The sequence below is a fragment of the Streptomyces sp. NPDC040545 genome, from assembly GCF_055595065.1.
The window spans coordinates 801,310-825,148 of sequence record NZ_JBVIWA010000001.1; the positions used below are offsets into that span (position 1 = coordinate 801,310).

22 protein-coding genes and 1 tRNA gene are annotated in these 23,839 nt (G+C 71.1%); 17 read left to right on the forward strand and 6 right to left on the reverse strand.

Going from position 1 to position 23,839, the window contains the following annotated elements:
- Window positions 1–158 precede the first annotated feature (158 nt).
- Window positions 159–1,286, reverse strand: a complete 1,128-nt coding sequence (gene ku, locus ACZ573_RS03880; protein WP_471298553.1) for a non-homologous end joining protein Ku — start codon at window positions 1,284–1,286, stop codon at window positions 159–161.
- Window positions 1,287–1,317: 31 nt separating this feature from the next.
- Between ku and ligD the strand changes: the two genes are divergently transcribed.
- Entirely contained in the window at window positions 1,318–2,214 is an 897-nt protein-coding gene (gene ligD / locus ACZ573_RS03885; protein WP_471298556.1) for a non-homologous end-joining DNA ligase, read from the forward strand.
- Entirely contained in the window at window positions 2,211–3,098 is an 888-nt protein-coding gene (locus ACZ573_RS03890; protein ID WP_471298559.1) for an ATP-dependent DNA ligase, read from the forward strand. Before ligD ends, ACZ573_RS03890 begins: the two co-directional genes overlap by 4 nt.
- 45 nt (window positions 3,099–3,143) lie before the next feature.
- Here the strand turns inward: ACZ573_RS03890 and ACZ573_RS03895 are convergent, their stop codons facing one another.
- On the reverse strand, window positions 3,144–3,539 hold the full coding sequence (locus ACZ573_RS03895; protein WP_373041067.1) for a DUF6479 family protein: 396 nt from the start codon (window positions 3,537–3,539) through the stop codon (window positions 3,144–3,146).
- Between the two features lie 114 nt (window positions 3,540–3,653).
- On the opposite strand from ACZ573_RS03895, the gene ACZ573_RS03900 reads away from it, so the two are divergent.
- Entirely contained in the window at window positions 3,654–3,977 is a 324-nt protein-coding gene (locus tag ACZ573_RS03900; protein WP_471298562.1) for a plasmid stabilization protein, read from the forward strand.
- A 15-nt stretch (window positions 3,978–3,992) separates the two neighbouring features.
- Here the strand turns inward: ACZ573_RS03900 and ACZ573_RS03905 are convergent, their stop codons facing one another.
- Window positions 3,993–4,979 (reverse strand): XdhC family protein, encoded by a 987-nt coding sequence (locus tag ACZ573_RS03905; protein ID WP_471298565.1) that lies wholly within the window; start codon window positions 4,977–4,979, stop codon window positions 3,993–3,995.
- Window positions 4,980–5,635: 656 nt separating this feature from the next.
- Between ACZ573_RS03905 and ACZ573_RS03910 the strand changes: the two genes are divergently transcribed.
- A complete protein-coding gene (locus tag ACZ573_RS03910) occupies window positions 5,636–6,277 on the forward strand; it encodes a hypothetical protein (RefSeq protein ID WP_471298568.1) in 642 nt (213 codons plus the stop codon).
- Here the strand turns inward: ACZ573_RS03910 and ACZ573_RS03915 are convergent.
- The 3 genes from ACZ573_RS03915 to ACZ573_RS03925 form a co-directional block, all read right to left on the reverse strand.
- Window positions 6,270–7,196 carry a hypothetical protein gene (locus ACZ573_RS03915; protein WP_471298571.1) on the reverse strand — a complete coding sequence of 309 codons (927 nt, stop codon included), beginning with the start codon at window positions 7,194–7,196 and terminating at the stop codon, window positions 6,270–6,272. The two genes, ACZ573_RS03910 and ACZ573_RS03915, sit on opposite strands and share 8 nt — an antisense overlap.
- 123 nt (window positions 7,197–7,319) lie before the next feature.
- Window positions 7,320–8,054 carry a hypothetical protein gene (locus ACZ573_RS03920; RefSeq protein ID WP_471298574.1) on the reverse strand — a complete coding sequence of 245 codons (735 nt, stop codon included), beginning with the start codon at window positions 8,052–8,054 and terminating at the stop codon, window positions 7,320–7,322.
- A 1,078-nt stretch (window positions 8,055–9,132) separates the two neighbouring features.
- Window positions 9,133–9,204: transfer RNA gene (locus ACZ573_RS03925), tRNA-Arg, on the reverse strand.
- 100 nt (window positions 9,205–9,304) lie between these two features.
- On the opposite strand from ACZ573_RS03925, the gene ACZ573_RS03930 reads away from it, so the two are divergent.
- From ACZ573_RS03930 to ACZ573_RS03990, 13 genes are all read left to right on the forward strand, one after another.
- Complete coding sequence (locus ACZ573_RS03930) at window positions 9,305–9,796, forward strand: response regulator (RefSeq protein ID WP_471299065.1); 492 nt, start codon at window positions 9,305–9,307, stop codon at window positions 9,794–9,796.
- Window positions 9,797–9,890: 94 nt separating this feature from the next.
- Complete coding sequence (gene nrtL / locus ACZ573_RS03935) at window positions 9,891–10,832, forward strand: ArgS-related anticodon-binding protein NrtL (protein WP_471298576.1); 942 nt, start codon at window positions 9,891–9,893, stop codon at window positions 10,830–10,832.
- A 19-nt stretch (window positions 10,833–10,851) separates the two neighbouring features.
- The gene (gene lysA, locus ACZ573_RS03940; RefSeq protein ID WP_301366450.1) at window positions 10,852–12,243 is read left to right on the forward strand and encodes a diaminopimelate decarboxylase; all 1,392 of its coding nucleotides are present in this window, start codon (window positions 10,852–10,854) and stop codon (window positions 12,241–12,243) included.
- Between the two features lie 126 nt (window positions 12,244–12,369).
- Window positions 12,370–13,659 (forward strand): homoserine dehydrogenase, encoded by a 1,290-nt coding sequence (locus ACZ573_RS03945; RefSeq protein WP_314244546.1) that lies wholly within the window; start codon window positions 12,370–12,372, stop codon window positions 13,657–13,659.
- 6 nt (window positions 13,660–13,665) lie between these two features.
- Window positions 13,666–14,736 (forward strand): threonine synthase, encoded by a 1,071-nt coding sequence (gene thrC / locus ACZ573_RS03950; protein ID WP_471298579.1) that lies wholly within the window; start codon window positions 13,666–13,668, stop codon window positions 14,734–14,736.
- 409 nt (window positions 14,737–15,145) lie between these two features.
- Window positions 15,146–16,072 carry a homoserine kinase gene (gene thrB, locus ACZ573_RS03955; protein ID WP_471298581.1) on the forward strand — a complete coding sequence of 309 codons (927 nt, stop codon included), beginning with the start codon at window positions 15,146–15,148 and terminating at the stop codon, window positions 16,070–16,072.
- Between the two features lie 432 nt (window positions 16,073–16,504).
- Complete coding sequence (gene rho / locus ACZ573_RS03960; protein WP_471298584.1) at window positions 16,505–18,637, forward strand: transcription termination factor Rho; 2,133 nt, start codon at window positions 16,505–16,507, stop codon at window positions 18,635–18,637.
- Between the two features lie 230 nt (window positions 18,638–18,867).
- On the forward strand, window positions 18,868–19,971 hold the full coding sequence (locus ACZ573_RS03965; protein ID WP_471298588.1) for an LCP family protein: 1,104 nt from the start codon (window positions 18,868–18,870) through the stop codon (window positions 19,969–19,971).
- 183 nt (window positions 19,972–20,154) lie between these two features.
- On the forward strand, window positions 20,155–20,373 hold the full coding sequence (gene rpmE, locus ACZ573_RS03970) for a 50S ribosomal protein L31 (protein WP_030708126.1): 219 nt from the start codon (window positions 20,155–20,157) through the stop codon (window positions 20,371–20,373).
- A 126-nt stretch (window positions 20,374–20,499) separates the two neighbouring features.
- On the forward strand, window positions 20,500–21,579 hold the full coding sequence (prfA, locus tag ACZ573_RS03975) for a peptide chain release factor 1 (RefSeq protein ID WP_030008687.1): 1,080 nt from the start codon (window positions 20,500–20,502) through the stop codon (window positions 21,577–21,579).
- 47 nt (window positions 21,580–21,626) lie between these two features.
- A complete protein-coding gene (gene prmC / locus ACZ573_RS03980; protein WP_030008688.1) occupies window positions 21,627–22,472 on the forward strand; it encodes a peptide chain release factor N(5)-glutamine methyltransferase in 846 nt (281 codons plus the stop codon).
- Window positions 22,473–22,521: 49 nt separating this feature from the next.
- The gene (locus ACZ573_RS03985; RefSeq protein WP_030720925.1) at window positions 22,522–23,169 is read left to right on the forward strand and encodes an L-threonylcarbamoyladenylate synthase; all 648 of its coding nucleotides are present in this window, start codon (window positions 22,522–22,524) and stop codon (window positions 23,167–23,169) included.
- Window positions 23,166–23,822 (forward strand): arsenate reductase/protein-tyrosine-phosphatase family protein, encoded by a 657-nt coding sequence (locus tag ACZ573_RS03990; protein WP_471298592.1) that lies wholly within the window; start codon window positions 23,166–23,168, stop codon window positions 23,820–23,822. Before ACZ573_RS03985 ends, ACZ573_RS03990 begins: the two co-directional genes overlap by 4 nt.
- Window positions 23,823–23,839: the final 17 nt, after the last annotated feature.

The following is a 23,839-nucleotide window of genomic DNA, read 5'->3' on the forward strand; positions in this document are numbered from 1 at the left end:
CCCCGGCCCGGCCGCACACCCCAGCCCCCACCGCCGCACATCCCAGCCCCGCCGGCGTTTGAGGCGCGGGGTCCGGGGCGGAGCCCCGGTTTCGGGAAGGGGCGGGTAGGGGAGAGCGCCGCAGGCACCGACGGGGCCCGCCCCCCCACCGCCACCGTTCAGGCGGAGCTCCGCTTCCGCGGCGTCGCGGCCTTCTTCGCCGCCGCACCGGTCTTCTTGGCCGCCGCGGTCTTGGCCGTCTTGGCCGTGCTCTTGGCCGCCGCCGCGCCCGAAGTCGACTTGCCCGCCGCGGACTTGCCGGTCGCCGTCGTCTTCTTCTTCGTCGGGGCCGAAGCCGCCGTCTTCCTGGCCGAAGCCGCCGTCGACGTCGACTTCTTCCCACCGACCGCCTTCGGCGCAGCCGCACCAGCACCAGCACCGGCACCGGCACCAGCACCGCCACCCGCACCCGCCTTCCGCCGGATCGGCGTGACCTCGGCCTCCGCCTCGCCCTCCCCATCCGCCTCCCCCCGGGAAGCCTTCGCGGCCCGCACGCTCTTCTCCAACGCCGCCATCAGGTCGATCACCTGCCCGCCGGCCGGCTCCACCACGGCCTCCGTCGGCTCGAACGCCCCACCCGACTTCGCCACGATCAGCGCCTCCACGGCCTCCCGGTAGTCGTCGTGCAGCGAGGCCATCTCCACCTCCCCCAACGTCGCCATCAGCGCGTCCGCCAGGTCGAGTTCGGCTTCCCGTACGGACACCGCTCCCTCCGGAGCCACCCCTTCCGGCGCCCGGATCTCGTCCGGCCAGAGCAGCCCGTGCATCGCGATCACGTCGTCCACGACCCGCAGCATGCCCAGCCGCTCCCGCCCCCGCAGTGCGTACTTGGCGATCGCGACCTTCCGGCTCCGCTTGAGCGCCTCCCGTAGCAGCGTGTACGGCTTCGCCGCCGTCGCACCGTTGGCCGCGAGGTAGTACGCCGCGTCCATCTGCAGCGGATCGATCTCCTCCGCCGGTACGAACGACATGATCTCGATCGTCTTCGCGGTCGCCAGCGGCAGCTGCGCCAGGTCCTCGTCCGTGATCGGGACGATGGACCCGTCGGCCTCCTCGTACCCCTTGCCGATCTCGGCGCTGGGCACCTCCTCGCCGTCCAGCTCGCACACCTTGCGGTACCGAACGCGCCCACCGTCACTCACATGGATCTGGCGGAAGGAGATCGAGTGGCTCTCGGTGGCGTTCACGAGCTTGATCGGGATGCTGACCAAGCCGAAGGAGATCGCCCCGTTCCATATAGATCGCACGGTTCCTCCTGTTTCGTGGCAGTCTCATCGTATGACGCCGATCACATTGGTGGAGGGCCGTCGCATCGCGCTCAGCAATCTCGACAAGGTCCTCTACCCGGAGACCGGCTTCACCAAGGGCGAGGTGCTGCACTACTACGCCACCGTCGCGGAACCGCTGCTCGCCCACATCCACGACCGGCCGGTGTCCTTCCTGCGCTACCCCGACGGACCGGACGGGCAGCTCTTCTTCACCAAGAATCCGCCGCCCGGCACGCCCGACTGGGTGAGGACCACCCCGGTGCCGCGCTCCGAGGACCTCTCCGCCGCCCAGGTGGTCGTCGCCGACATGGCCACCCTCATGTGGTCCGCCAACCTCGTGGTGGAGTTCCACACCCCCCAGTGGACCGCCGGCCACCCCGCCCTCGCCGACCGGATGGTCCTCGACCTCGACCCCGGCCCGCCCGCCACCGTCGTCGAGTGCTGCGCCGCCGCGCTCTGGCTGCGCGAGCGGCTCGCCGCCGACGGCCTGCACGCCTACGCCAAGACCTCCGGCTCCAAGGGCATGCACCTGGCCGTGCCGCTGGAGCCGACCCCGTCCGAGCGGGTGTCCGCGTACGCCAAGCAGCTCGCCCAGGAGGCCGAGCGCGAGCTCCCCGGCCTGGTCGTCCACCGCATGGCCAAGGCGCTGCGCCCCGGCAAGGTATTCGTCGACCACAGCCAGAACGCCGCCGCCAAGACCACCGCAGCGCCCTACACCCTGCGCGCGCGGCCACGCCCGACCGTCTCCGCGCCCGTGTCCTGGGCCGAGGTCGAGGCCTGCCGGACCGCCGCCGGGCTCGTCTTCCTCGCCGACGACATCGCCCCGAGGCTCGCCCGCGACGGGGACCTCTTCGGCCCGCTGACCGACCCGGCGCAGGCCCGACCGCTGCCGGGGGCCCGGCCATGATCCGCGTCGCGCTGGCAGCGCCCGTACGTACCCTGCCGCGCGGGGCGGGACTGGCGTACGAGCCGAAGTTCGACGGCCACCGGCTCGTCGTGCTGCGCTCGGCGAGCGACGTGACGCTCCAGGCGCGCTCCGGCCGGATCGTGACCAGCGCCTTCCCCGACCTGGCCGCGGCCGCGCTGCTGCTGCCCGCCGACACGGTCCTCGACGGCGAGGTGGTGGTCTGGCACGCCGGACGTACGGATTTCGCGCTGGTGCAGCGGCGGGCGGCAGCCACCGCCGCACGGGCCGCCGTACTCGCGCAGCGCCTGCCCGCCTCGTACGCCGCCTTCGACGTGCTGGAACTGGCCGGGCTGGACCTGCGCGCACGCCCGTACGAGCGCCGCCGGGCCCTCCTCGTCGACCTGCTGCTGCCGCTCGGGCCACCGCTGCAGCCGGTGCCCATGACGACCGATCCGGAACTGGCCGCCACCTGGTACGAGACCCTGCCGGCCAGCGGGATCGAGGGCCTCGTAGTGAAGCGGCTGGACCAGGCCTACCCGGCCGGGCGGCGCGGCTGGCAGAAGCTGCGCCACACCGATGTCCGGGACGCGGCGGTGGTCGGCTACACCGGCACCCCGCGCCGCCCGCTCGCCCTGGTGCTCGTCCTGCCGGTCGGGGACCAGGCCCCGCTGGTGTCGAGCCCGCTGAGCGCGGCGCTGCGTTCGGAGGTGGCAGCCGAGGTGGCCGCCCGCGGGGCGGCCACGCCGTCCCTGGCCACCGTCACGGCGATCGGACTCGGGGAGGTCCCGTTCCGGGCGCTCGATCCACCGCTCACGGCGGAGGTCCGGCACACCTCGACCCGGCACCCGCCACCGGAGGTGCTGCGGCTGCGGACGGACCTCTGACCCGCGCGGGAGGCGCGGGTCAGAGGGTGTGACGGAGCGGGCGGGTCAGGCGTGCGCGCCACGCCCCGCGTCCGGCGGAGCCCCCGGCTGTGGATGCGGTCCCGGCCCCTCCGGGAGTTTGTAGCCGGACTCCCGCTCCGCCCGGACCTCGTCCGGATGGCTGGAGGTGGTGGAGCCGAAGTTCCCGTAGCCCTGCATCTCGTGCGGCCGCAGGCCACCCTCCGGGATCTCCACCTGGTCCCGTTCCTCGCGGACCTCGTAGACCGCGCCGCCCTCGGGCAGATGTGGCTGACTCTCGGGGGTGGGCGGGGGTGGCTCCTTGGCCCGTACCTTCTTGCCCAGCAGGAAGCCGCCCAGCAGGAAGCCGGCGACGAGGATGCCGACGACCAGGAACCATGCGATGTCGGCGAGGGTCGCGTCCACGCTCAGAGTCGTGTCCATAGCGACCATGTTCCCGTACTCAGGTCCGAAATGCTTCGCTATGCCCTGGATGCCTTGGGCCATCCGGGGTACACGCCCGGTGTGCCTGCACACCGAACGAGAAGGAGGCCGGCCATGCCCCGCGGATCGTCCCCGAAGCGCGAACGGCAGTACGAGCACATCAAGGAAGGCCTGGAGCGGCGCGGCGAGCCCGAGGAGAAGGCGCAGGAGATCGCCGCCCGGACGGTGAACAAGGAACGCGCCCGGGCCGGCGAATCCCGGACCGCGAGCAGGGAGTCCCTCGAGGACATCTCCTCGGCCCGGCGCGGGGGCCTGCACTCCCACTCGGGCGCGCAGGGCCCCACGTACGAACAGCTCTACGCCGAGGCCCGGCGCCGCAACATCCACGGCCGCTCGGAGATGAACAAGACACAGCTCAAGCGGGCCCTGGGGGAGTGAAAGCCCTTCCGTCCGCTAGGAGTTGATGGGGCCGTCGGCATCCCGCAGGGTTCCGGCGGCCTTGCGCCGCCCGAGCGCCCCCAGGATCTCGGCGCAGATCGCCAGCGCGGTCTCCGCCGGGGTGCGGGCGCCGAGGTCCAGGCCGATCGGTCCGTGCACCCGCGCCAGCCGGGCCTCGGTGACCCCGGCCGCGAGGAGCCCCTCCCGCCGCCGGGCCGTGGTCTTGCGGGAGCCCAGCGCGCCGACGTACGGCACCTCCTGGTCCAGGGCCATCTGCAGCGTCGGCACGTCGAACGACTCCTCGTGGCTCAGCATGACCAGGCACGCGGCGTCCCGGCGTGCCTCCAGCACCTTGGCGGCCTCCTCCGGGCCGGTCACCAGCACGGCCTCCCAGCCCAGCAGCAGCGCCTGCCGCTCGATGATCCCGGCGAGCTCACCGCCGCCCCCGATGACCACGTACGGGGCCGACGGGAACGCCTCGACCAGCACCAGCCCCGACTCCGCGTACAGCGCGTCGCGCCCGGCCCGCCGGGTCGCCAGCAGCTCGCCCGCCCGCCGCCCGGCGTCGTCACCAGGCGCGTCCGTGGCCCGTACGACCTCACTGGCGGCCTGGTCCGCGGCCTCGTTCAGCCGGGTCACCAACGCCACCCCGACCCCGTCGCCGAGCAGCTCCCACCACTGGGCCGGGATCGCCGAGAGCTGCTGCAGCAGCAACTCGGCCTGCCCGCCGCAGGTCAGCCTCGCGGCCACGGCCTCGGCGGCCCGTACGGACACCTCGCACACCCGCGCCGTGACCCCGGCCGGCAGGACCGCGACCTCGGCGGCGAGCTCGGCGTCGAAGACCCCGCGGTAGAGGGTGCCGACACACTCCCCCCGCGCATCGATGAGCACGGCCCCGGCCGGATCCCGCGGCCCGAACCCCTGCTCGGTCACGGGCCGGGCCAGATACCCGGCCCGCCCCTCGGCCAGCCACTGCCGCGCCGTCTCCACCAGCTCACGCATCCGCGCCGCCCCTTCTCGATCGCCAGAGCCCGCCGCACGGCACCTGGCCGGCGGCGCCATGCGGCCTCACCCCCCAACGTACGCACGCACCCGACACCTACCCACCCCCCGGATCCCACAGACCCCGCCCCACCTCCCTCGTACGGACCACCGGAACGGGCCGGGTGTTCCCGCCGCTCGCCGCTCGCCGCTCGCCGCTCGCCGACTCCGGCCGCGGCCGGCTGCGAGGTGCACGACCGGGATCCCGGGGCAAGACCGTCGTTGCCGAGCTGGACCTGCCGCGCGGCCGCCCGTGCCGCGGCCGGATGCTCCACCCGGAACCAGGCCGTGGCGCCGGAGCTGTCGGCGACCCCAAGACACCCGAAGGCCAGGCCGTCAGGCTCGGTACGGGGACATCTACGCACACGAGTTCCAGCCGGGCATCACCCGCATCCACCTCTGGGCGGGCAGCGACGCGCCGATCCCGAAGCCGACGCGCTGACGTCCGGACCCTGATTGGACCGGCCTGTCCCCGGTCGGACGCACCGTCAAGGCCCCCCAGAGGCACCGCTGCCCGGGTGATAGCGCAGTGTCACCGTTCCGGTTCCGCTCCGACAGCGAGCCGCTGTGCGACGTTGGGAGCCGACCCGAGCCGGAGCGGAGGTACTCACACCGTGATGCCGGACATCAGACGCGGCTTCGCCGCGGTGGCACTGCTGACAGCCCTGGCCGTGACGGCGACGGCGTGCGGAGGGTCCGACCCCGAGCCCGTCCCGACCCGTGACACCACGACCACCGACACGGACACCGGAACGTCCCCCACCGCGTCGGCGGACGAGGACCTGGGCAAGGTCTTCCCCGGCACGGGCGGAGGCTCCGGGGGTGGCTCGAAGTCCTTGCCGAGGACTCACCTGGACGAGCCGGCCGAAGGGACCATGGAGCTCGCCAACGACCAGCAGGTGCCCCTGACCGTCCAGCCGCTGCAGGCCACCGCCGACAGCGGGGAGCTCTCGATCGTCGAGGACGGCTGTACCGGCGTCACCCTGCAGCCCCAGGAGACGTGCAGCGTCCAGGTCAGCCACATCGCCCACGAACCCGGCACGTGGACGGGGACGGTCACCGCTCCGACCGCTGAGGGGCCCGTGTTCTCGGTGACGCTGACCGGTGAGGCCGTCGAGGCCGCACCGGAGACGACCCCCGAACTCCCGACGCCGACGCCCGACGCCACCCCGCAAACCCCCGGCGAGACCGAGACCCCGGAAACCCCGGAGACCACCGGCGGGACCGAGATCCCCACGCCCGAGCCGGTGCTCACCTGACAGAGCCCTTCATCTGCACCCGGACCGTGCCGTCGTCGTCAGGGAGCACGACGGTCACGGTGTTCTCGTACCCCCCGTAGTAGGGGACGAGGTAGAAGCGGGTCGGGGTTTTCGCCAGGAGGCGAAAGCCTCTGTACCGGTACCGGTAGGGCCCGGCCTCGGCGCCCAGGTCCTTGAACTCGATGTCCTTGGCGTGGTGGACCAGCGGCAGGCGTGAAAGGACTTCCACGGCCGGGTTCCGCTTCATGCCGCCGTCCGCGTCCTCCATCGCTTGCCCCTCGCCCGCCATCGCCGCGTACCGGGACACGCCGTAGAACAGGCTCAACGTCAGCATCCCCAGGAGCAACGCCCCGGCCACGAGCCACAGCCGGTCCGCGTCGCGGACCCGACGATTGCGCCGCCCGGGGTCGTGCTGCCCGAGGCGCACCTGGATGGCGAAGAAGGCCAGACTGGCTCCCAGGGCCACCACGAGGGAGGGCAGCAGCCCGCGTGGCAAGCCCGCGGGAAGGAAGGCGAGCAGGTCATCCCGGAAGAACACGGGGTAGCCCCCGACCACCCCCAGGAGCAGGCCCACCACCAGCAGCGCGCGGTACGCCGTGCGACGCCGCCCCTCGTTCTCCGGGCGGGCCAGGGCGTGTCCGAGCCGGCCGAGCACGAGCAGGACGACGAGTCCGCAGACGAGCAGCATCCAGACCGGGAAGAAGAGGGCGTCCGGGCTGCGCGCGAGGACGGCCTGAATGGAGATGGGCAGGTCGCTGAGCGGGACGCCGAACGCGCGGTAGTAGGCCTCGTTGTACTGGTTGCCGAAGTAGTAGAGCAGCCCGAGCACGACGGTCCCGGGCGCCGCGACGTACGCCAACTTCTCCAGGAACGAAACCTCGGGAGGCGCCGGTGGCGGCCGCCGCGCGTTCACGGGCATGCGCCCAGTCTGTCCGCCCGCCCCCGGGCCCGCACGTAATGGCCGCCCGCCCGGCTGACACCCCGCCGCGCCGCCCCGCCACGGGCAGGTCCATCGCGCAGTGGTACGGGCCAGGGGCGTCTCTTACGGCTGTCCTGTCCGAAGTACTCGGGAGTCGAGAACTCGTAAAGCTCTCAGCTCGATGCGCTGGGGTGTGCCGCCGGCTATCTCGACGGAAAAGACAGCTTCGAAGGGATGCCCGGCTGCGGCAATGGGGTGTGCGAGCAGCTCCGGGCCGGCCAGGAGCTGAGCGGCTGCACTGGTGCCGAACCCGAAGCTGCCGGCCAGGATTATGACGTTCCTTGCAGGGTTGAACGGATTGGCTGCTCGAATCAGGATGCCTTGGTCGACGAGGAGTTGGTCCGTGTCGTCGACGACGCACTCCATGGTGTCGCCCGTAGTGGTGTCATAGATATTTGCGTCGTGGACGTCAGGCGAGCCGAAGTGGAAGGTGAGCGGTAGTCGCTGCATGACTTCGGCCGTCACTTGGTTGGAGTGCGGTCCACCGACCAGCACGAGGTTGCCGCGACGCTCCGGCCCGGTGAGTTGGTGGCTGGGGGTCAGGGGCAACTGGTTCACCCCCGCTTGCTGAAGCTGTTGCCGCAGCTCGTTCAGCGCTATCACATCGCCGACTCCGACCAGTCCGGACCGCTCCCAGATGTAGTGCTCCTGCTGGATGAAGATTGAGGTGATCACCCTGAGGTCGCTCGTGACGAAGGGCTTCCAGAAGGCCCGAATGCTCCGGAAACGCCACAGGGCCCGCACCCGCTCGTAGGATCTACCGAAGACGAAGGCGAGGGCTGCGGCGAGCAGATTCACAGCAAGGTCATGGAGGCTGCTCATCCAGGGCTACTCCAATCCGGGAGGGGATGGTGCGGTAGCGGACACGCTCGGCTCTCTCCAAGGGGACGTGGCCGAGCTCGTCGAGTCGTGTGCCGCCGGCGACCTTGAGGAAGATCTGGAGAGGTTCTCGAAGCTCACGGAATCTCCCGGCCCTTCTCATCCGTAGCTCCGGCCGATGAGTCAGCCCCAGCCATATCGATGCTGCGGCTTCTTACTTCCACCGCCCGCCTCCGGCGTACTGCCTGCGGGTTCGGGCATGGAACCCCCATTTCCGTCCACGCGGGGACCCGCCCCCAGGACCGCAGGACTGGGTTCTTCCCCCTCGCCCATTCAAGCCAACGCGCTCTTTGTAACAGATGTGCCACATAGGGTGAGAGGCTTCGTGCGAGGGAATCGATGAGGTTTTCATGGCCCGGTCGGCCAACGCTGATCTTGAAAGCCGTCGTGGCACCAGTCACCGTGTGCTCACATCCCACATCCACCACAGGTGGACGGCCCCGGACCAGGCGCACCGAAGCTCGTGGCAGGCCTAGGGGTGCGACGCAAAGGCGCGCGCCCCAGGAGGCAGCGTCGGAAGGGTCTCGGGGGCTTGGCGCTGCAAGGGCTGGGTTCATGCCGTAAGTGCCTCACCCCTGCTTCTCCACGACCGCGTACTCCACGTTCCTCAGGCGGACCGGCCTCGCTCCGCAGCCAGTGCGCACGCGAGGCTGTCACGCGCACTGCCGAGTGCGGCGAGCATCTGCAGCCGGGCGCGTTCCTCCGACGCCTATGAGTGCGACGGCAAGCGTGTTCACGTCCACGAGATCCCCCCAGGTCGTCCGGATGACGTTACGGCCCGCCCTTGGCCCATCTTCCAAGACCGGGATCCGGGGAACGACGAGCAGCCGTACGCAACTTTGAGGGTTCACCTGCTGAGACGCTCCAAGACCCTGCCCACGAGTACCCCACAGGTCCTGACATACGACTGCACAGCACGGCAGTTGGCTGTGCATACGCGAAGACCCCGTCTCAGCGTTCTCGCTGAGGGCGGGGTCTTTGGGCACTTCCTGCGAAGTGCCCCCGGCAGGATTCGAACCTGCGCACACGGCTCCGGAGGCCGTTGCTCTATCCCCTGAGCTACGGGGGCGCGTCGTTGGTGTTGCGGCGACGGGTTGAACACTACCAGCTTCCGTGGGGTGATCAGGAACCGGTTTGCGGGGGAGGAGGGAGTGGTTCGCCCGCAGGGGGTGGAAGTGGCGAAAACCCGGACGCGGGGGCCCGGGCGGACCTACTCTCGAGTTGTGTCAGGCGTCTCGGGCCGGGTGCTTGTTGTCGACGACAACAAGGTCATCAGGCAGCTGATCAAGGTCAATCTCGAGCTGGAGGGCTTCGAGGTCGTGACCGCGAACGATGGTGCCGAGTGTCTGGACGTCGTGCATCGGGTGTGCCCCGATGCGATCACCCTTGATGTGGTCATGCCCCGGCTGGACGGGTTCGGGGCGGCCGCGCAGTTGCGGGCCGATCCGCGGACCAGGGATGTGCCCGTCGCCATCGTGAGCGCCTGTACGCAGCAAGAGGTCGAGGCCGGGATCGCGGCCGGGGTGGATGCCTTCCTCGCGAAGCCGTTCGAGCCCACCGAGCTGGTACGCGTCGTGCGCCGGCTGATCGAGCGCAAGGACCTCAGCGACGGCAGGAAAGGGGCGCCCGCCGGGAGGGGGAGGGGCGGTCCCCTCCAGTAGAGCGCCCTCCTCGCCGGTGCCGGTTGTCCGGTGCACTGTTCACATGGCGAAACCCTTCGACTGATGACGGTGCGTCTCCCCTAGGCTGGGTCCCGTGACCCCCGCCGACCTCTCCCGTTGCGTCGTGAGCGCCGTGCGCCGCGCCGTCGAGGACGGTGAGCTGGGCGGGGCGGTGCCCGCCCGGGTGGTGGTCGAGCGGACCCGGCCCGGAGGGGTGGGGGAGTACGCCACTCCCGTCGCCTTCCAGATCGCGAAGGGTGCCGGAGTGCGGCCGGCCGAGGCCGCCGAGGTGCTGGCCCGCCGGCTCGGCGGAGTGGCCGGGATCGAGCGTGTCGAGGTCACCGGGGCCGGGTTCCTGAATTTCTCGCTGAGCACCGTGTCCGCCGCCCGGCTGGTGCGTGACGTGCGCCCCGTAGCGGTGATCGAGCTCCCGGACGCGCCTTCCCTGGAGCTGCGCGAGCGCCTCGTACGGGCCGCCGTCGCACGGATCGAGGCCCTGCAGGGCGTCCGGCCCGGTCCGGAGCCCGCCGTCGCACCCGTCGCACCCGTCGCCCGCCGCGACGGGGACGTGCTCGCGCGGTACGGGGCCGACGCCGTCGCCTGGGCCGTACTCACCACCCCCGCCCGCGAGACCCCCGAGTTCTGCGACGCGCTGCTCGTACAAGGGGAGGGGAACGAGCTCTTCCGAGTGCGGTACGCCCATGCCCGCGCCCACGCGCTCGTACGCAATGCCGAGCAGCTCGGGTTCCGCCCCGAAGCCGGTGACGACGTCGACGCTCCCGCCCTGCTGCGCGTCCTCGCCGACCACCCCCTCGTCCTCGAAGCCGCCGCGCACCACCGTGCGCCCGAGCGGCTCGCCCGCCACCTCGTCGAGCTGGCCGACGCGCTGCTCGACTTCCAGTACCGCGTCCTGCCCAAGGGCGACGAGAAACCCTCGGCCGCCCACCGTGCCCGGCTGGCTCTTGCCGAAGCCGCCGGGACGGTGCTGGCCGGCGGCCTGGCCCTGCTCGGCATAGACGCACCGACACGCCTGTGACCCGCGAAGAGAGATACCGATGAGCCGTTCCGCGCACCCCGCCGGGCCCCGCCACGCCGACGTCCTGCCCGAGGGGCACTACTCCCCGCCGCCCGCCGACCTGAACGCGCTCGACGAGAAGGTCTGGGCCCGGACCGTCGAGCGTACGGCTGACGGGGTCGTCGCCGTGGGCGGCATCGAAGTCACCAAGCTCGCCGAGGAGTTCGGGACCCCCGCCTACTTCCTCGACGAGGAGGACTTCCGGTCCCGGTGCCGGGCCTGGGCGCACGCCTTCGGCCCCGACGCCGACGTGTTCTACGCCGGCAAGGCGTTCCTCTCCAAGGCCGTCGTGAAGTGGCTGAAGGAGGAGGGGCTGAACGTCGACGTGTGTTCCGGTGGGGAGCTGACCACCGCGCTCGCCGCCGGGATGCCCGCCTCGCGGATCGCCTTCCACGGCAACAACAAGTCCGAGGGCGAGATCCGCCGGGCCGTCGAGGCCGGGGTCGGGCGCATCGTGCTCGACTCCTTCCAGGAGATCGCCCGCGTCGCGCACATCGCCCGTGAGCTGGGCGTACGCCAGCCCGTCCAGATCCGCGTCACGGTCGGCGTCGAGGCGCACACCCACGAGTTCATCGCCACCGCGCACGAGGACCAGAAGTTCGGCATCGCGGTGGCCGACGGGTCCGCCGCCGAGGCCGTGCGCCGGGCGCTCGGGCACGACTCGCTGGAGCTGCTCGGCGTCCACTCCCACATCGGTTCGCAGATCTTCGACATGGCCGGCTTCGAGGTCTCCGCCAAGCGCGTCGTGCGGCTGCTGGCCGCCGTACGCGACGAGCACGGGGTGGAGCTGCCCGAGATCGACCTCGGCGGTGGCCTCGGTATCGCGTACACCTCGAACGACGACCCGCGCGAGCCCCACGAGATCGCCAAGGCCCTGCACGAGATCGTGGCCCGGGAGTGCGAGAGCGCCGGACTGCGCGCCCCCCGGATCTCGGTCGAGCCCGGCCGCGCCATCGTCGGCCCGACCGCCTTCACGCTGTACGAGGTGGGGACGATCAAGCCGCTGGAAGGCCTGCGGACCTACGTGAGCGTCGACGGCGGGATGTCCGACAACATCCGCACCGCCCTGTACGACGCCGAGTACTCCATCTCCCTGGTCTCCCGCACCTCCGACGCCGAGCCCATGCTCGTCCGCGTCGTCGGCAAGCACTGCGAGAGCGGCGACATCGTCGTGAAGGACGCGTTCCTGCCCGCCGACCTCGCGCCCGGCGACCTCCTGGCCGTCCCGGCCACCGGCGCGTACTGCCGCTCCATGGCCAGCAACTACAACCACGCTCTGCGCCCGCCCGTCGTCGCCGTGCGTGACGGACAGGCCCGGGTGATCGTCCGCCGGGAGACGGAGGAAGATCTCCTGCGTCTCGACCTCGGATGATGAAATAGGTGTCTCACTCAATGGACCGAGGATGGAAACTGCTGTCCATTGAGTGAGACTGGTTCCACCCGGCGGGCAAACCGCCCGCGGGGTACTGATGGAAGATCGAAAGGCGTAGGTCGAATGATGCGTACGCGTCCGCTGAAGGTGGCGCTGCTGGGCTGTGGAGTGGTCGGCTCAGAGGTGGCTCGCATCATGACGACGCACGCCGACGACCTCACGCAGAGGATCGGCGCGCCCGTCGAGCTCGCCGGCGTGGCCGTGCGCCGCCCCTCCAAGGTCCGCGAGGGCATCGACCCCGAGCTGGTCACCACCGATGCGACCGCCCTCCTCAAACGCGGTGACATCGACATCGCCATCGAGGTCATCGGCGGCATCGAGCCCGCCCGCACCCTCATCACCACCGCCTTCGAGCACGGCATCTCCGTGGTCTCCGCGAACAAGGCGCTGCTCGCCCAGGACGGCGCCGCGCTGCACGCTGCGGCGGAGCAGCACGGTCTCGACCTCTACTACGAGGCCGCCGTCGCCGGCGCCATCCCGCTGGTCCGCCCGATGCGCGAGTCGCTCGCGGGCGACAAGATCAACCGGGTGATGGGCATCGTCAACGGCACGACGAACTTCATCCTCGACAAGATGGACTCCACCGGCGCCGGGTACCAGGAGGCGCTCGACGAGGCCACTGCCCTCGGGTACGCCGAGGCCGACCCGACCGCCGACGTCGAGGGCTACGACGCCGCCGCCAAGGCCGCGATCCTGGCCGGCATCGCCTTCCACACCCGCGTCCGCCTGGACGACGTGTACCGCGAGGGCATGACCGAGGTCAGCGCGGCCGACTTCGCCTCCGCCAAGCGGATGGGCTGCACCATCAAGCTCCTCGCCATCCTGGAGCGCGCCGCCGACGGCGAGTCCGTCACCGCTCGCGTCCACCCGGCGATGATCCCGCTCAGCCACCCGCTCGCCTCCGTCCGCGAGGCGTACAACGCGGTCTTCGTCGAGGCGGAGGCCGCCGGGCAGCTCATGTTCTACGGGCCCGGCGCGGGCGGCGCGCCCACCGCGTCCGCGGTCCTCGGCGACCTCGTCGCCGTCGCCCGCAACAAGCTCGCCGAGGCAACGGGGCCCGGCGAGTCGGCGTACACCCAGCTGCCGGTCAGCCCCATGGGGGACGTCGTCACCCGCTACCACATCAGCCTCGATGTGGCGGACAAGCCGGGCGTCCTCGCCCAGGTGGCGACCACCTTCGCGGAGCACGGTGTCTCGATCGACACCGTCCGCCAGCAGGGCAAGGACGGCGAGGCCTCCCTCGTCGTCGTCACTCACCGCGCACCCGACGCCGCCCTCTCCGGGACCGTCGAGGCGCTGCGGAAGCTGGACACCGTCCGCGGTGTGGCCAGCATCATGCGTGTTGAAGGGGAGTAAGGACCCATGAGCAGCAATCGCACCCACCAGTGGCGCGGCATCATTGAGGAGTACCGGGACCGCCTGCCGGTGACGGACACGACTCCCGTGGTGACGCTCCGCGAGGGTGGCACTCCCCTCGTCCCCGCTCAGGTGCTCTCCGAGCGCACCGGCTGCGAGGTGCACCTGAAGGTCGAAGGGGCGAACCCCACCGGGTCCTTCAAGGACCGCGGCATGACCATGGCGATCACCAGGGCCAAGGAAGAGGGTGCGAAGGCGGTCATCTGCGCCTCCACCGGCAACACCTCCGCCTCCGCCGCCGCGTACGCGGTGCGCGCCGGGATGGTCTGCGCGGTGCTCGTGCCCCGCGGCAAGATCGCGCTCGGCAAGATGGGTCAGGCGCTGGTGCACGGCGCCAAGATCCTTCAGGTGGACGGCAACTTCGACGACTGCCTGAACCTGGCCCGCGCGCTCTCCGACAACTACCCGGTCGCGCTGGTCAATTCGGTCAACCCGGTGCGCATCGAGGGTCAGAAGACGGCCGCGTTCGAGATCGTCGACGCGCTCGGCGACGCCCCCGACATCCACGTGCTGCCGGTGGGCAACGCGGGCAACATCACCGCGTACTGGAAGGGCTTCAAGGAGTACAAGGCCGACGGCCTGTCCACCCGTACGCCCCGCGTGTGGGGTTTCCAGGCCTCCGGTTCCGCGCCCATCGTGCGGGGCGAGATCGTCAAGGAGCCGCACACCATCGCCACCGCGATCCGGATCGGCAACCCGGCGTCCTGGGACTACGCGCTGGCCGCGCGTGACGAGTCGGGCGGCTTCATCGACGAGGTGACGGACCGCCAGATCCTGGCCGCCTACCGGCTGTTGGCCGCGCAGGAGGGCGTCTTCGTCGAGCCCGCCTCGGCCGCCTCCGTGGCCGGTCTGCTCAAGGCCGCCGAGCTGGGCCTGGTCGACCCCGGTCAGAAGATCGTGTGCACCGTCACCGGCAACGGCCTGAAGGACCCCGACTGGGCGATCGCCGGAGCTCCGCAGCCGGTCACCGTTCCGGTGGACGCCGAAGCCGCCGCCGTGCGCCTCGGCCTGGTCTGACCGCACCACCGCAGCACCGCGGCACCACCCCGGTGCCGCAAGCAGTACCGCAGTACCGCAGTACCGCAGCACCGCAGCACTGTGTGAGCCGGGTTCCGGAGGGCGCTTGAGGGCCCGCAGAGGCCTTTCCGAGACCCTTCGGAACCCGGCAACTCACCCCGTACGACAACAAAAATGCGGCTGAAGTCGGTCGAAGTCGGTCGAAGTCCGCGACACGCATCGTGCGCCTCCTGTGCGCCCTATGTCGCGAGAGAACCTTCCTTCGATACGCTGTACCTACATCCGCCACCGCGCATATGACTGCGGTGCTGCCCCGAGGGCCTTCGGGTGTCGTACGTTCTCCAGTACATTCGCAGCGAGCCAGCGAAGAGCGAAGATCTCGCACAGTCACAAGGAGTGTCATCGGACGATGGCCGGTCCAGCGTTCCGCGCCGCCGCCGTACGGGTGCGCGTCCCCGCCAGCAGTGCCAACCTCGGCCCGGGCTTCGACGCCCTGGGCCTGGCCCTGGGGCTCTACGACGACGTAGTCGTCCGGGTGGCCGACTCCGGCCTGAACATCGACATCGCGGGTGAGGGCGCCGACACCCTCCCGCGGGACGAGAGCCACCTGCTCGTACGCTCCATGCGCACCGCCTTCGACCTGCTGGGCGGCCAGCCGCGCGGCCTGGAGGTCGTCTGCGCCAACCGCATCCCGCACGGCCGCGGCCTCGGCTCCTCCTCCGCCGCCATCTGCGCCGGCATCGTCGCCGCGCGCGCCGTGACCATAGGCGGCGAGGCCAAGCTCGACGACGCGGCGCTGCTGGAGCTCGCCACCGAGATCGAGGGCCACCCCGACAACGTCGCCGCCTGTCTGCTCGGCGGATTCACCCTCGCCTGGATGGACGGCGGCAGCGCCAAGGCGATCCGGATGGAACCCGCCGAATCCATCGTTCCGGTGGTCTTCGTACCCTCCAAGCCGGTCCTCACGGAGACGGCGCGCGGCCTGCTGCCGCGCTCCGTCCCGCACGTGGACGCGGCCGTCAACGCGGGCCGCGCGGGCCTGCTCGTGGAAGCCCTGACCAGGCGTCCCGAGCTGCTCCTGCCGGCCACCGAAGACCGGCTCCACCAGGAGTACCGGTCCCCGGCGATGCCCGAGAGCGTGGCACTCGTCAACAGGCTGCGGGCGGACGGGATCCCCGCGGTCATCTCCGGCGCGGGCCCCACGGTCCTCGCGCTGGTCGACAACGGCGCGGCCGACAAGGTCGCGCAGCTCGCGGGCGACGGGTGGGCGGCCAACCGGCTCGCACTCGACGCCGCGGGCGCGAGCGTACTTCCGCTGGGCACCCAGGGCGGCTAGACCCGCTTTTCCGGAGCGCACAGCCGGTCAGGGGCGGGCGGCCAGGGCAGGCCGCCCGCACGGAAGGGCGCGATTGCCGGTGATTGAGAGGGGGAATATCTATTGGATCCGGTAGTGTTAGTCTCAAGTGCGCATCGGAAGCCGTCATGGCTCGGTGCTCAGTGTCCCCATCCGGGACCACATTTCTTCCGGGAGCCTCCCCGACTGCTTTGATCACTTCCAGCAGTTTCGAGCACGCTCCGGAATCGGCGTGACATTCCCACGCTTCCAGCTCGGGGGCTTCTCGCCGGAACCAGCCATGCACGTTTCTTCCGCCGTATTTCTACCGGCGGACCACCGCCCCGGCACGGTCCACACCTAGGACTGCTGTCGGACAGCACAACCGGTCGCCGAGCCAGACAGGCCGACGTCCGCTCCAGGGAAGGACCCTTCGTGAGCGACACCACCGATCTGATGGGCGCTGCCGACACCTCTGTCGACACCAGTGCCCCCGCCGCGGGCGCCGCACCCAAGCGTCGACGCACCGGCACCGGCCTTGACGGCATGGTCCTGGCCGAGCTGCAGCAGGTCGCGTCGGGCCTCGGGATCAGGGGCACCGCGCGGATGCGCAAGAGCCAGCTGATCGAGGTCATCAAGGAGGCGCAGGCGGGCAGCGGTGCCCCCAAGGCCGCCGCCTCCACTGCCGCAGACACCGCCGAGGCCAAGCCGAAGCGCCGCGCCACCAGCAAGGCCCGCACGGGTGAGGCCGCCGCCGAGGCGCCCGCCGAGAAGCCCGCCGCGCAGGCGCAGATCGAGATCCCGGGCCAGCCTGCAGGGGGCCCCTCCCGCGCGAGCGCAGCCGAGAGTGGGGGAGACGATGCCCCGGTCGGCGAGCGCCGCCGGCGTCGGGCCACGGCCCCCACCGGCAGCCCGGAGGCCTCGGCCCCCGTCGCCGTACAGGTCGAGCAGAAGACCGAGACCGCGCCCGCCGCCGCCACCGTCCCGTCCGAGGCCAAGGCCGAAGCCGCCACCGCGGTCTCCGCCGGCCAGGCGCAGGGCCAGGACGGCGAGGGCCGTGGCCGTCGCGACCGCCGTGACCGCGGTGACCGTGCCGACCGCACCGACCGTCAGCGTGACCGCCGTGACCGCGGCGCCAAGGCCGACGACCAGGGCCAGGGCGGCCAGGGTCAGGGCCAGGGCGCGCAGGGTGGCCAGGGCGGACAGGGCGGCGGCCGTCAGGACCGCGCCGACCGTCAGCAGCAGGGCGGCCGCGGCCAGGGCCAGGGCCAGGGCCAGCAGGGTCGTCAGGACCGCCAGGACAACGGCCCCCAGGACGACTTCGACGGCGAGGACGGCCGTCGTGGCCGTCGCGGCCGCTACCGCGACCGCCGTGGCCGCCGTGGCCGCGACGAGTTCGCGCCGAGCGAGCCGCAGGTCGCCGACGACGACGTGCTGATCCCCGTCGCGGGCATCCTCGACATCCTCGACAACTACGCGTTCATCCGGACCTCGGGCTACCTGCCCGGCCCCAACGACGTGTACGTCTCCCTCGCCCAGGTCCGCAAGGCCGGTCTGCGCAAGGGTGACCACACCACCGGTGCCGTGCGCCAGCCCAAGGACGGCGAGCGCCGCGAGAAGTTCAACGCCCTCGTGCGTCTGGACTCGGTGAACGGCATGGCGCCCGAATCCGGCCGCGGCCGCCCGGAGTTCCAGAAGCTCACCCCGCTCTACCCGCAGGACCGGCTCCGTCTGGAGACCGACCCGGGCGTGCTGACCACCCGCATCATCGACCTCGTGTCGCCGATCGGTAAGGGTCAGCGAGGCCTGATCGTGGCCCCGCCGAAGACCGGTAAGACCATGATCATGCAGGCGATCGCCAACGCGATCACCACGAACAACCCCGAGTGCCACCTGATGGTCGTCCTGGTCGACGAGCGTCCGGAAGAGGTCACCGACATGCAGCGGTCGGTCAAGGGCGAGGTCATCTCCTCGACCTTCGACCGCCCGGCCGAGGACCACACCACCGTCGCCGAGCTGGCCATCGAGCGCGCCAAGCGCCTCGTCGAGCTGGGTCACGACGTGGTCGTGCTGCTGGACTCCATCACCCGTCTGGGCCGCGCGTACAACCTCGCGGCGCCCGCCTCCGGCCGCATCCTGTCCGGTGGTGTCGACTCGACCGCGCTGTACCCGCCGAAGCGCTTCTTCGGCGCCGCGCGCAACATCGAGGACGGCGGCTCGCTGACCATCCTGGCCACCGCGCTCGTCGACACCGGCTCGCGCATGGACGAGGTGATCTTCGAGGAGTTCAAGGGCACCGGCAACATGGAGCTCAAGCTCGACCGGAAGCTCGCCGACAAGCGCATCTTCCCGGCCGTCGACGTCGACCCGTCGGGCACCCGCAAGGAGGAGATCCTCCTCAACGCGGAGGAGCTCGCCATCGTCTGGAAGCTGCGCCGGGTGCTGCACGCGCTCGACTCGCAGCAGGCGATCGAGCTGCTGCTCGACAAGATGAAGCAGACGAAGTCGAACGCCGAGTTCCTGATGCAGATCGCGAAGACGACCCCGTCGGGCAAGAACGACGACTGACGTCCGGCACGCGCATCACGCGACAGCCCCCGCCGCACCCGCGGCGGGGGCTGTCGCGCGTAGGGGCGGCATCGCGGGGTACGGGCGCCCCAGCGGGGCGGCTGCGCCCGGCAGGGCGGTTCGGGCCGGAATGGAACCCTGCGCGGCGTACGCCCGTCTGTGTCAGAGGAACCGCGGGGTGGACGGCGGGCCGGAACGACCAGGGGACCGGACACAGGACCGAGGAGAGCATGACCGAGGAGAGCAAGGACCACGGCGGACGTGCCGCCGCCCGGCGCGCCCGCCGCAAGCCGGCGAAGCGCCGCAAGGCCCTCGCCGTCGCCGCCTGGAGCGCCGCGGGTGTGGTCCTGCTGGGGGGAACGGGCCTCGGCTACTTCTACTTCAAGTTCAACGGCAATCTGAAGACCGTCGACATCGACCAGGCCCTCGGCACCGACCGCCCGCAGAACGTCGACAACGGCTCGATGGACATCCTCGTCCTCGGCTCCGACTCCCGCGGCGGCGCCAACGGCGAGTACGGCCAGGACGACGGCGGCTCCGCCCGCTCCGACACGGCGATGATCATCCACCTGTACGAGGGCCACGAGAAGGCCAGCGTGGTGTCGATACCGCGCGACACCATGATCTCCCGGCCGTCCTGCGCGACGGCGGGCGGGAAGACCGACCCCGGCGGCCGGCGCACCCAGTTCAACGAGGCGTTCACGGTCGGCGGGGCCGCCTGCGCGGTCAAGACCGTCGAGAAGATGTCCGGGATCCGTATGGACCACTACATAGAGGTCGACTTCACCGGCTTCAAGAAGATCATCGACAACCTCGGCGGCGTCGAGGTGACCACCACCAAGCCGATCAAGGACGGGTCCAGCCACCTCGACCTCGCCGCCGGCACCAACAGGCTGGACGGGGAGCAGGCCCTCGGCCTCGTACGCACCCGCAAGAGCGTCGGCGACGGCAGCGACCTGGGCCGAATACAGCTCCAGCAGGCCTTCATCAAAGCGCTGATCAAGCAGGTGAAGGGCATCGGGGTCTTCGACAACCCCAAGAAGCTGCTCGGCATCGCCGACTCCGCGACCAAGGCGATCACCACCGACAAGGCGCTCGGTGATGTGAAGTCCCTCATGGGCTTCGCCCAGGGACTCCAGGGCATCGACGCCCAGGACATGCAGATGATCACGCTGCCGGTGACCCCGGACCCCCGCGACCCGAACCGCGTGGCCCCGCTCACCAAGGAGACGAAGATGGTCTGGGACGCCCTGCTGGCGGACCGGCCGATCCCGGCCGAGGCCACCGCGAACTCCTCCGGTGACAAGAGCGCCGCCGGGTCGATCGTCCAGTAGGGCCCCTCCCGGCAGGGTCCGCGGGCCGGTGCGGAATAGATGGCGACCCCGTGCCGTTGAGGGAGGCGTCCTCAGAATTTTGACAGGCGGCCCGGTCCTGGCAGACTGGTCTGTCGGCCCCGGTTCACGCAGTGCGCAATTCGGCTCCTGCGACCCGGCGCCCTCCCGAATCTAGGAGACACCTTGAAGCGCGATGTTCACCCCGAGTACGTCGAGACCCAGGTCAGCTGCACCTGCGGCGCGTCGTTCACCACCCGTAGCACCCTGACCGAGGGCTCCATCCGAGCCGAGGTCTGCTCCGAGTGCCACCCGTTCTACACGGGCAAGCAGAAGATCCTCGACACCGGTGGCCGTGTGGCCCGCTTCGAGGCGCGCTTCGGCAAGGGTGCGGCCAAGAAGTAGCGCGACCCAGGCGCCGGTCTCCGGCCGCCCCCTGTCCACTCGGGGGCGGCCGGACCGGCGCCTTTGTCGTCGTTCCGGCACGTCCCCCCTGCAGTCCTTCGCACTTTTCACCCCAGGAGTCCCCCGATGTTCGAAGCGGTCGAGGAATTGGTCGGCGAACACGCCGATCTTGAGAAGAAGCTCGCCGACCCTTCGGTCCACTCGGATCAGGCCAACGCGCGCAAGCTGAACAAGCGCTACGCGGAACTGACCCCGATCGTCGCGACCTTCCGTGCCTGGAAGCAGTCCGCCGAGGACATCGAGACGGCCAAGGAGTTCGCGGCCGACGACCCCGACTTCGCCGCCGAGGCCAAGGAACTGACCGCACAGCGCGAAGAGCTCACCGAGAAGCTCCGCCTGCTGCTCGTTCCGCGTGACCCCAGCGACGACAAGGACGTCCTCCTGGAGGTCAAGGCGGGCGCGGGCGGCGACGAGTCGGCGCTGTTCGCCGGCGACCTGCTGCGCATGTACCTGCGCTACGCCGAGCGCGTCGGCTGGAAGACCGAGATCATCGACGCCACCGAGTCCGAGCTCGGCGGCTACAAGGACGTCCAGGTCTCCGTCCGCACCAAGGGCGGCAACGGCGCCACCGAGCCCGGCCAGGGCGTGTGGGCCCGCCTGAAGTACGAGGGCGGCGTGCACCGCGTCCAGCGCGTTCCGGCCACCGAGTCCCAGGGCCGCATCCACACCTCCGCCGCCGGCGTGCTCGTCACCCCGGAGGCCGAGGAGGTCGAGGTCGAGATCAACATGAACGACCTCCGCATCGACGTGTACCGCTCCTCCGGCCCCGGCGGCCAGTCCGTCAACACCACCGACTCGGCCGTGCGCATCACGCACATCCCGACCGGTGTGGTCGCCTCCTGCCAGAACGAGAAGAGCCAGCTCCAGAACAAGGAGCAGGCCATGCGCATCCTGCGCTCGCGGCTCCTGGCCGCGGCCCAGGAGGCCGCCGAGCAGGAGGCCTCGGACGTGCGCCGCAGCCAGGTGCGCTCCGTGGACCGTTCCGAGAAGATCCGTACGTACAACTACCCGGAAAACCGGATCTCGGACCACCGGACCGGTTTCAAGGCGTACAACTTGGACCAGGTGCTCGACGGTGATCTCGACGCGGTCATCCAGGCCTGTGTCGACACGGACTCCGCGGCCAAGCTCGCGGCCGCACACTGACCGACCCCCGCACCACCCCCCGTACGACAGCAGCCCGGAGGACCAGCGTGAACTTGCTGCTTGCCGAGGTGGCCCAGGCCACCCAGCGGCTGGCCGCCGCCGGCGTGCCCTCACCGCGCTTCGACGCGGAGGAGCTCGCCGCCTTCGTGCACGGCGTCAAACGGGGGGAACTGCACCACGTCAAGGACGCGGACTTCGACGCCCGCTACTGGGAGGCCGTCGCCCGCCGCGAGGCGCGCGAGCCGCTCCAGCACATCACCGGCCGCGCCTTCTTCCGGTACTTGGAGCTCCAGGTCGGGCCCGGGGTCTTCGTGCCCCGGCCCGAGACCGAGTCGGTCGTGGACTGGGCCATACACGCCGTGCGCGCCATGGACGTCGTCGAGCCGCTGATCGTGGACCTGTGCACCGGCTCCGGCGCCATCGCGCTCGCCATGGCGCAGGAGGTGCCGCGCTCGCGCGTGCACGCGGTCGAGCTGTCCGAGGACGCCCTGCGGTGGACCCGTAAGAACGCCGAGGGCTCCCGGGTCACCGTCCACCAGGGCGACGCCCTGAGCGCGCTGCCCGAGCTCGACGGCCAGGTCGACCTGGTCATCTCCAACCCGCCGTACATCCCGCTCACCGAGTGGGAGTACGTCGCCCCCGAGGCCCGCGACCACGATCCGGAGATGGCGCTCTTCTCCGGCGAGGACGGCCTCGACACCATCCGCGGTATCGAGCGGACCGCCCACCGGCTGCTGCGACCCGGCGGCATCGTCGTCATCGAGCACGCCGACACCCAGGGCGGCCAGGTTCCGTGGATCTTCGCCGAGGAGCGGGGCTGGGCCGACGCGGCCGACCACCCGGACCTCAACAACCGCCCGCGCTTCGCGACGGCCCGCAAGGCCCTGCCGTGACCGGCGCGACGATTCCCGCCACCCCCCTGCTGCACGAGGAGGCCCGCTGATGGCCCGGCGATACGACTGCAACGACGCGACGGACCGTAAGACGGGTCTGCGTGAAGCCGCATCCGCCGTGCGCCGCGGCGAGCTCGTCGTGCTGCCCACCGACACCCTGTACGGGATCGGCGCGGACGCCTTCAGCCCGGAGGCCGTCCACGACCTGCTCGCCGCCAAGGGCCGGGGGCGCGGCATGCCCACCCCGGTGCTCATCGGCTCCCCGAACACGCTCCACGGCCTCGTCACGGACTTCTCCGAGCAGGCCTGGGAGCTCGTCGACGCCTTCTGGCCGGGCGCGCTGACGCTGGTCGCCAAGCACCAGCCCTCGCTGGCGTGGGACCTCGGGGACACCCAGGGCACCGTCGCCGTACGCATGCCCCTGCACCCCGTGGCGATCGAGCTGCTGACCGAGGTCGGCCCGATGGCGGTGTCCTCGGCCAACCTGTCCGGTCACCCGGCGCCCGAGGACTGCGACGCCGCGCGCGAGATGCTCGGGGACTCCGTGTCCGTGTACCTGGACGGCGGCCCGACGCCCGGCATCCAGCCGTCGTCGATCGTCGACGTCACCGGGAAGGTTCCCGTCCTGCTGCGCGAGGGGGCACTCACCGCAGACCAGCTGCGGGAGGTCGTACCCGACCTCGAGGTCGCCCCGTGAGCCCTGAGGGGCGTGGCATAGCAGGGGGGCACCGCCCGGCGGTAGCCGGGGGAACCACTTTCCGCATCCTCCACGTCAGCACCGGGAACGTATGCCGCTCGCCCATCACCGAGCGGCTGACGCGGCATGCCCTCTCGCACCGCCTCGGCGGCCTCGTCACCGGCGACCTCATCGTCGAGAGCGCCGGCACATGGGGCCACGAGGGCGCCCCGATGGAGGCGAACGCGGCCGCCGTGCTGGCGGACTTCGGTGCCGACGCGTCCGGGTTCACCGGGCGGGAGCTGCTGGACGAGCACGTCATACGCGCCGACCTGGTGCTGACCGCCACCCGTGACCACCGGGCCCAGGTCATCTCGATGGGCCACTCGGCGGGGCTGCGCACCTTCACGCTGAAGGAGTTCACCCGGCTGGTGCGGGCGATAGATCCGGCCACGCTGCCGCCGCTGGACGACGGCATGGCGGAGCGGGCGCGGGCGCTCGTCCGGGCCGCCGCGGCCCTGCGCGGCTGGCTGCTGGCGCCGTCGCCCGACGCGGACGAGGTGTACGACCCGTACGGCGCCCCGATCACCTTCTTCCGCTCGATCGGCGACGAGATCAACCAGGCGCTGGATCCGGTCGTGACCGCCCTGACGGGCGTGACCGCCGCGCGCTGAGCGTGCGCCGGCCGGAG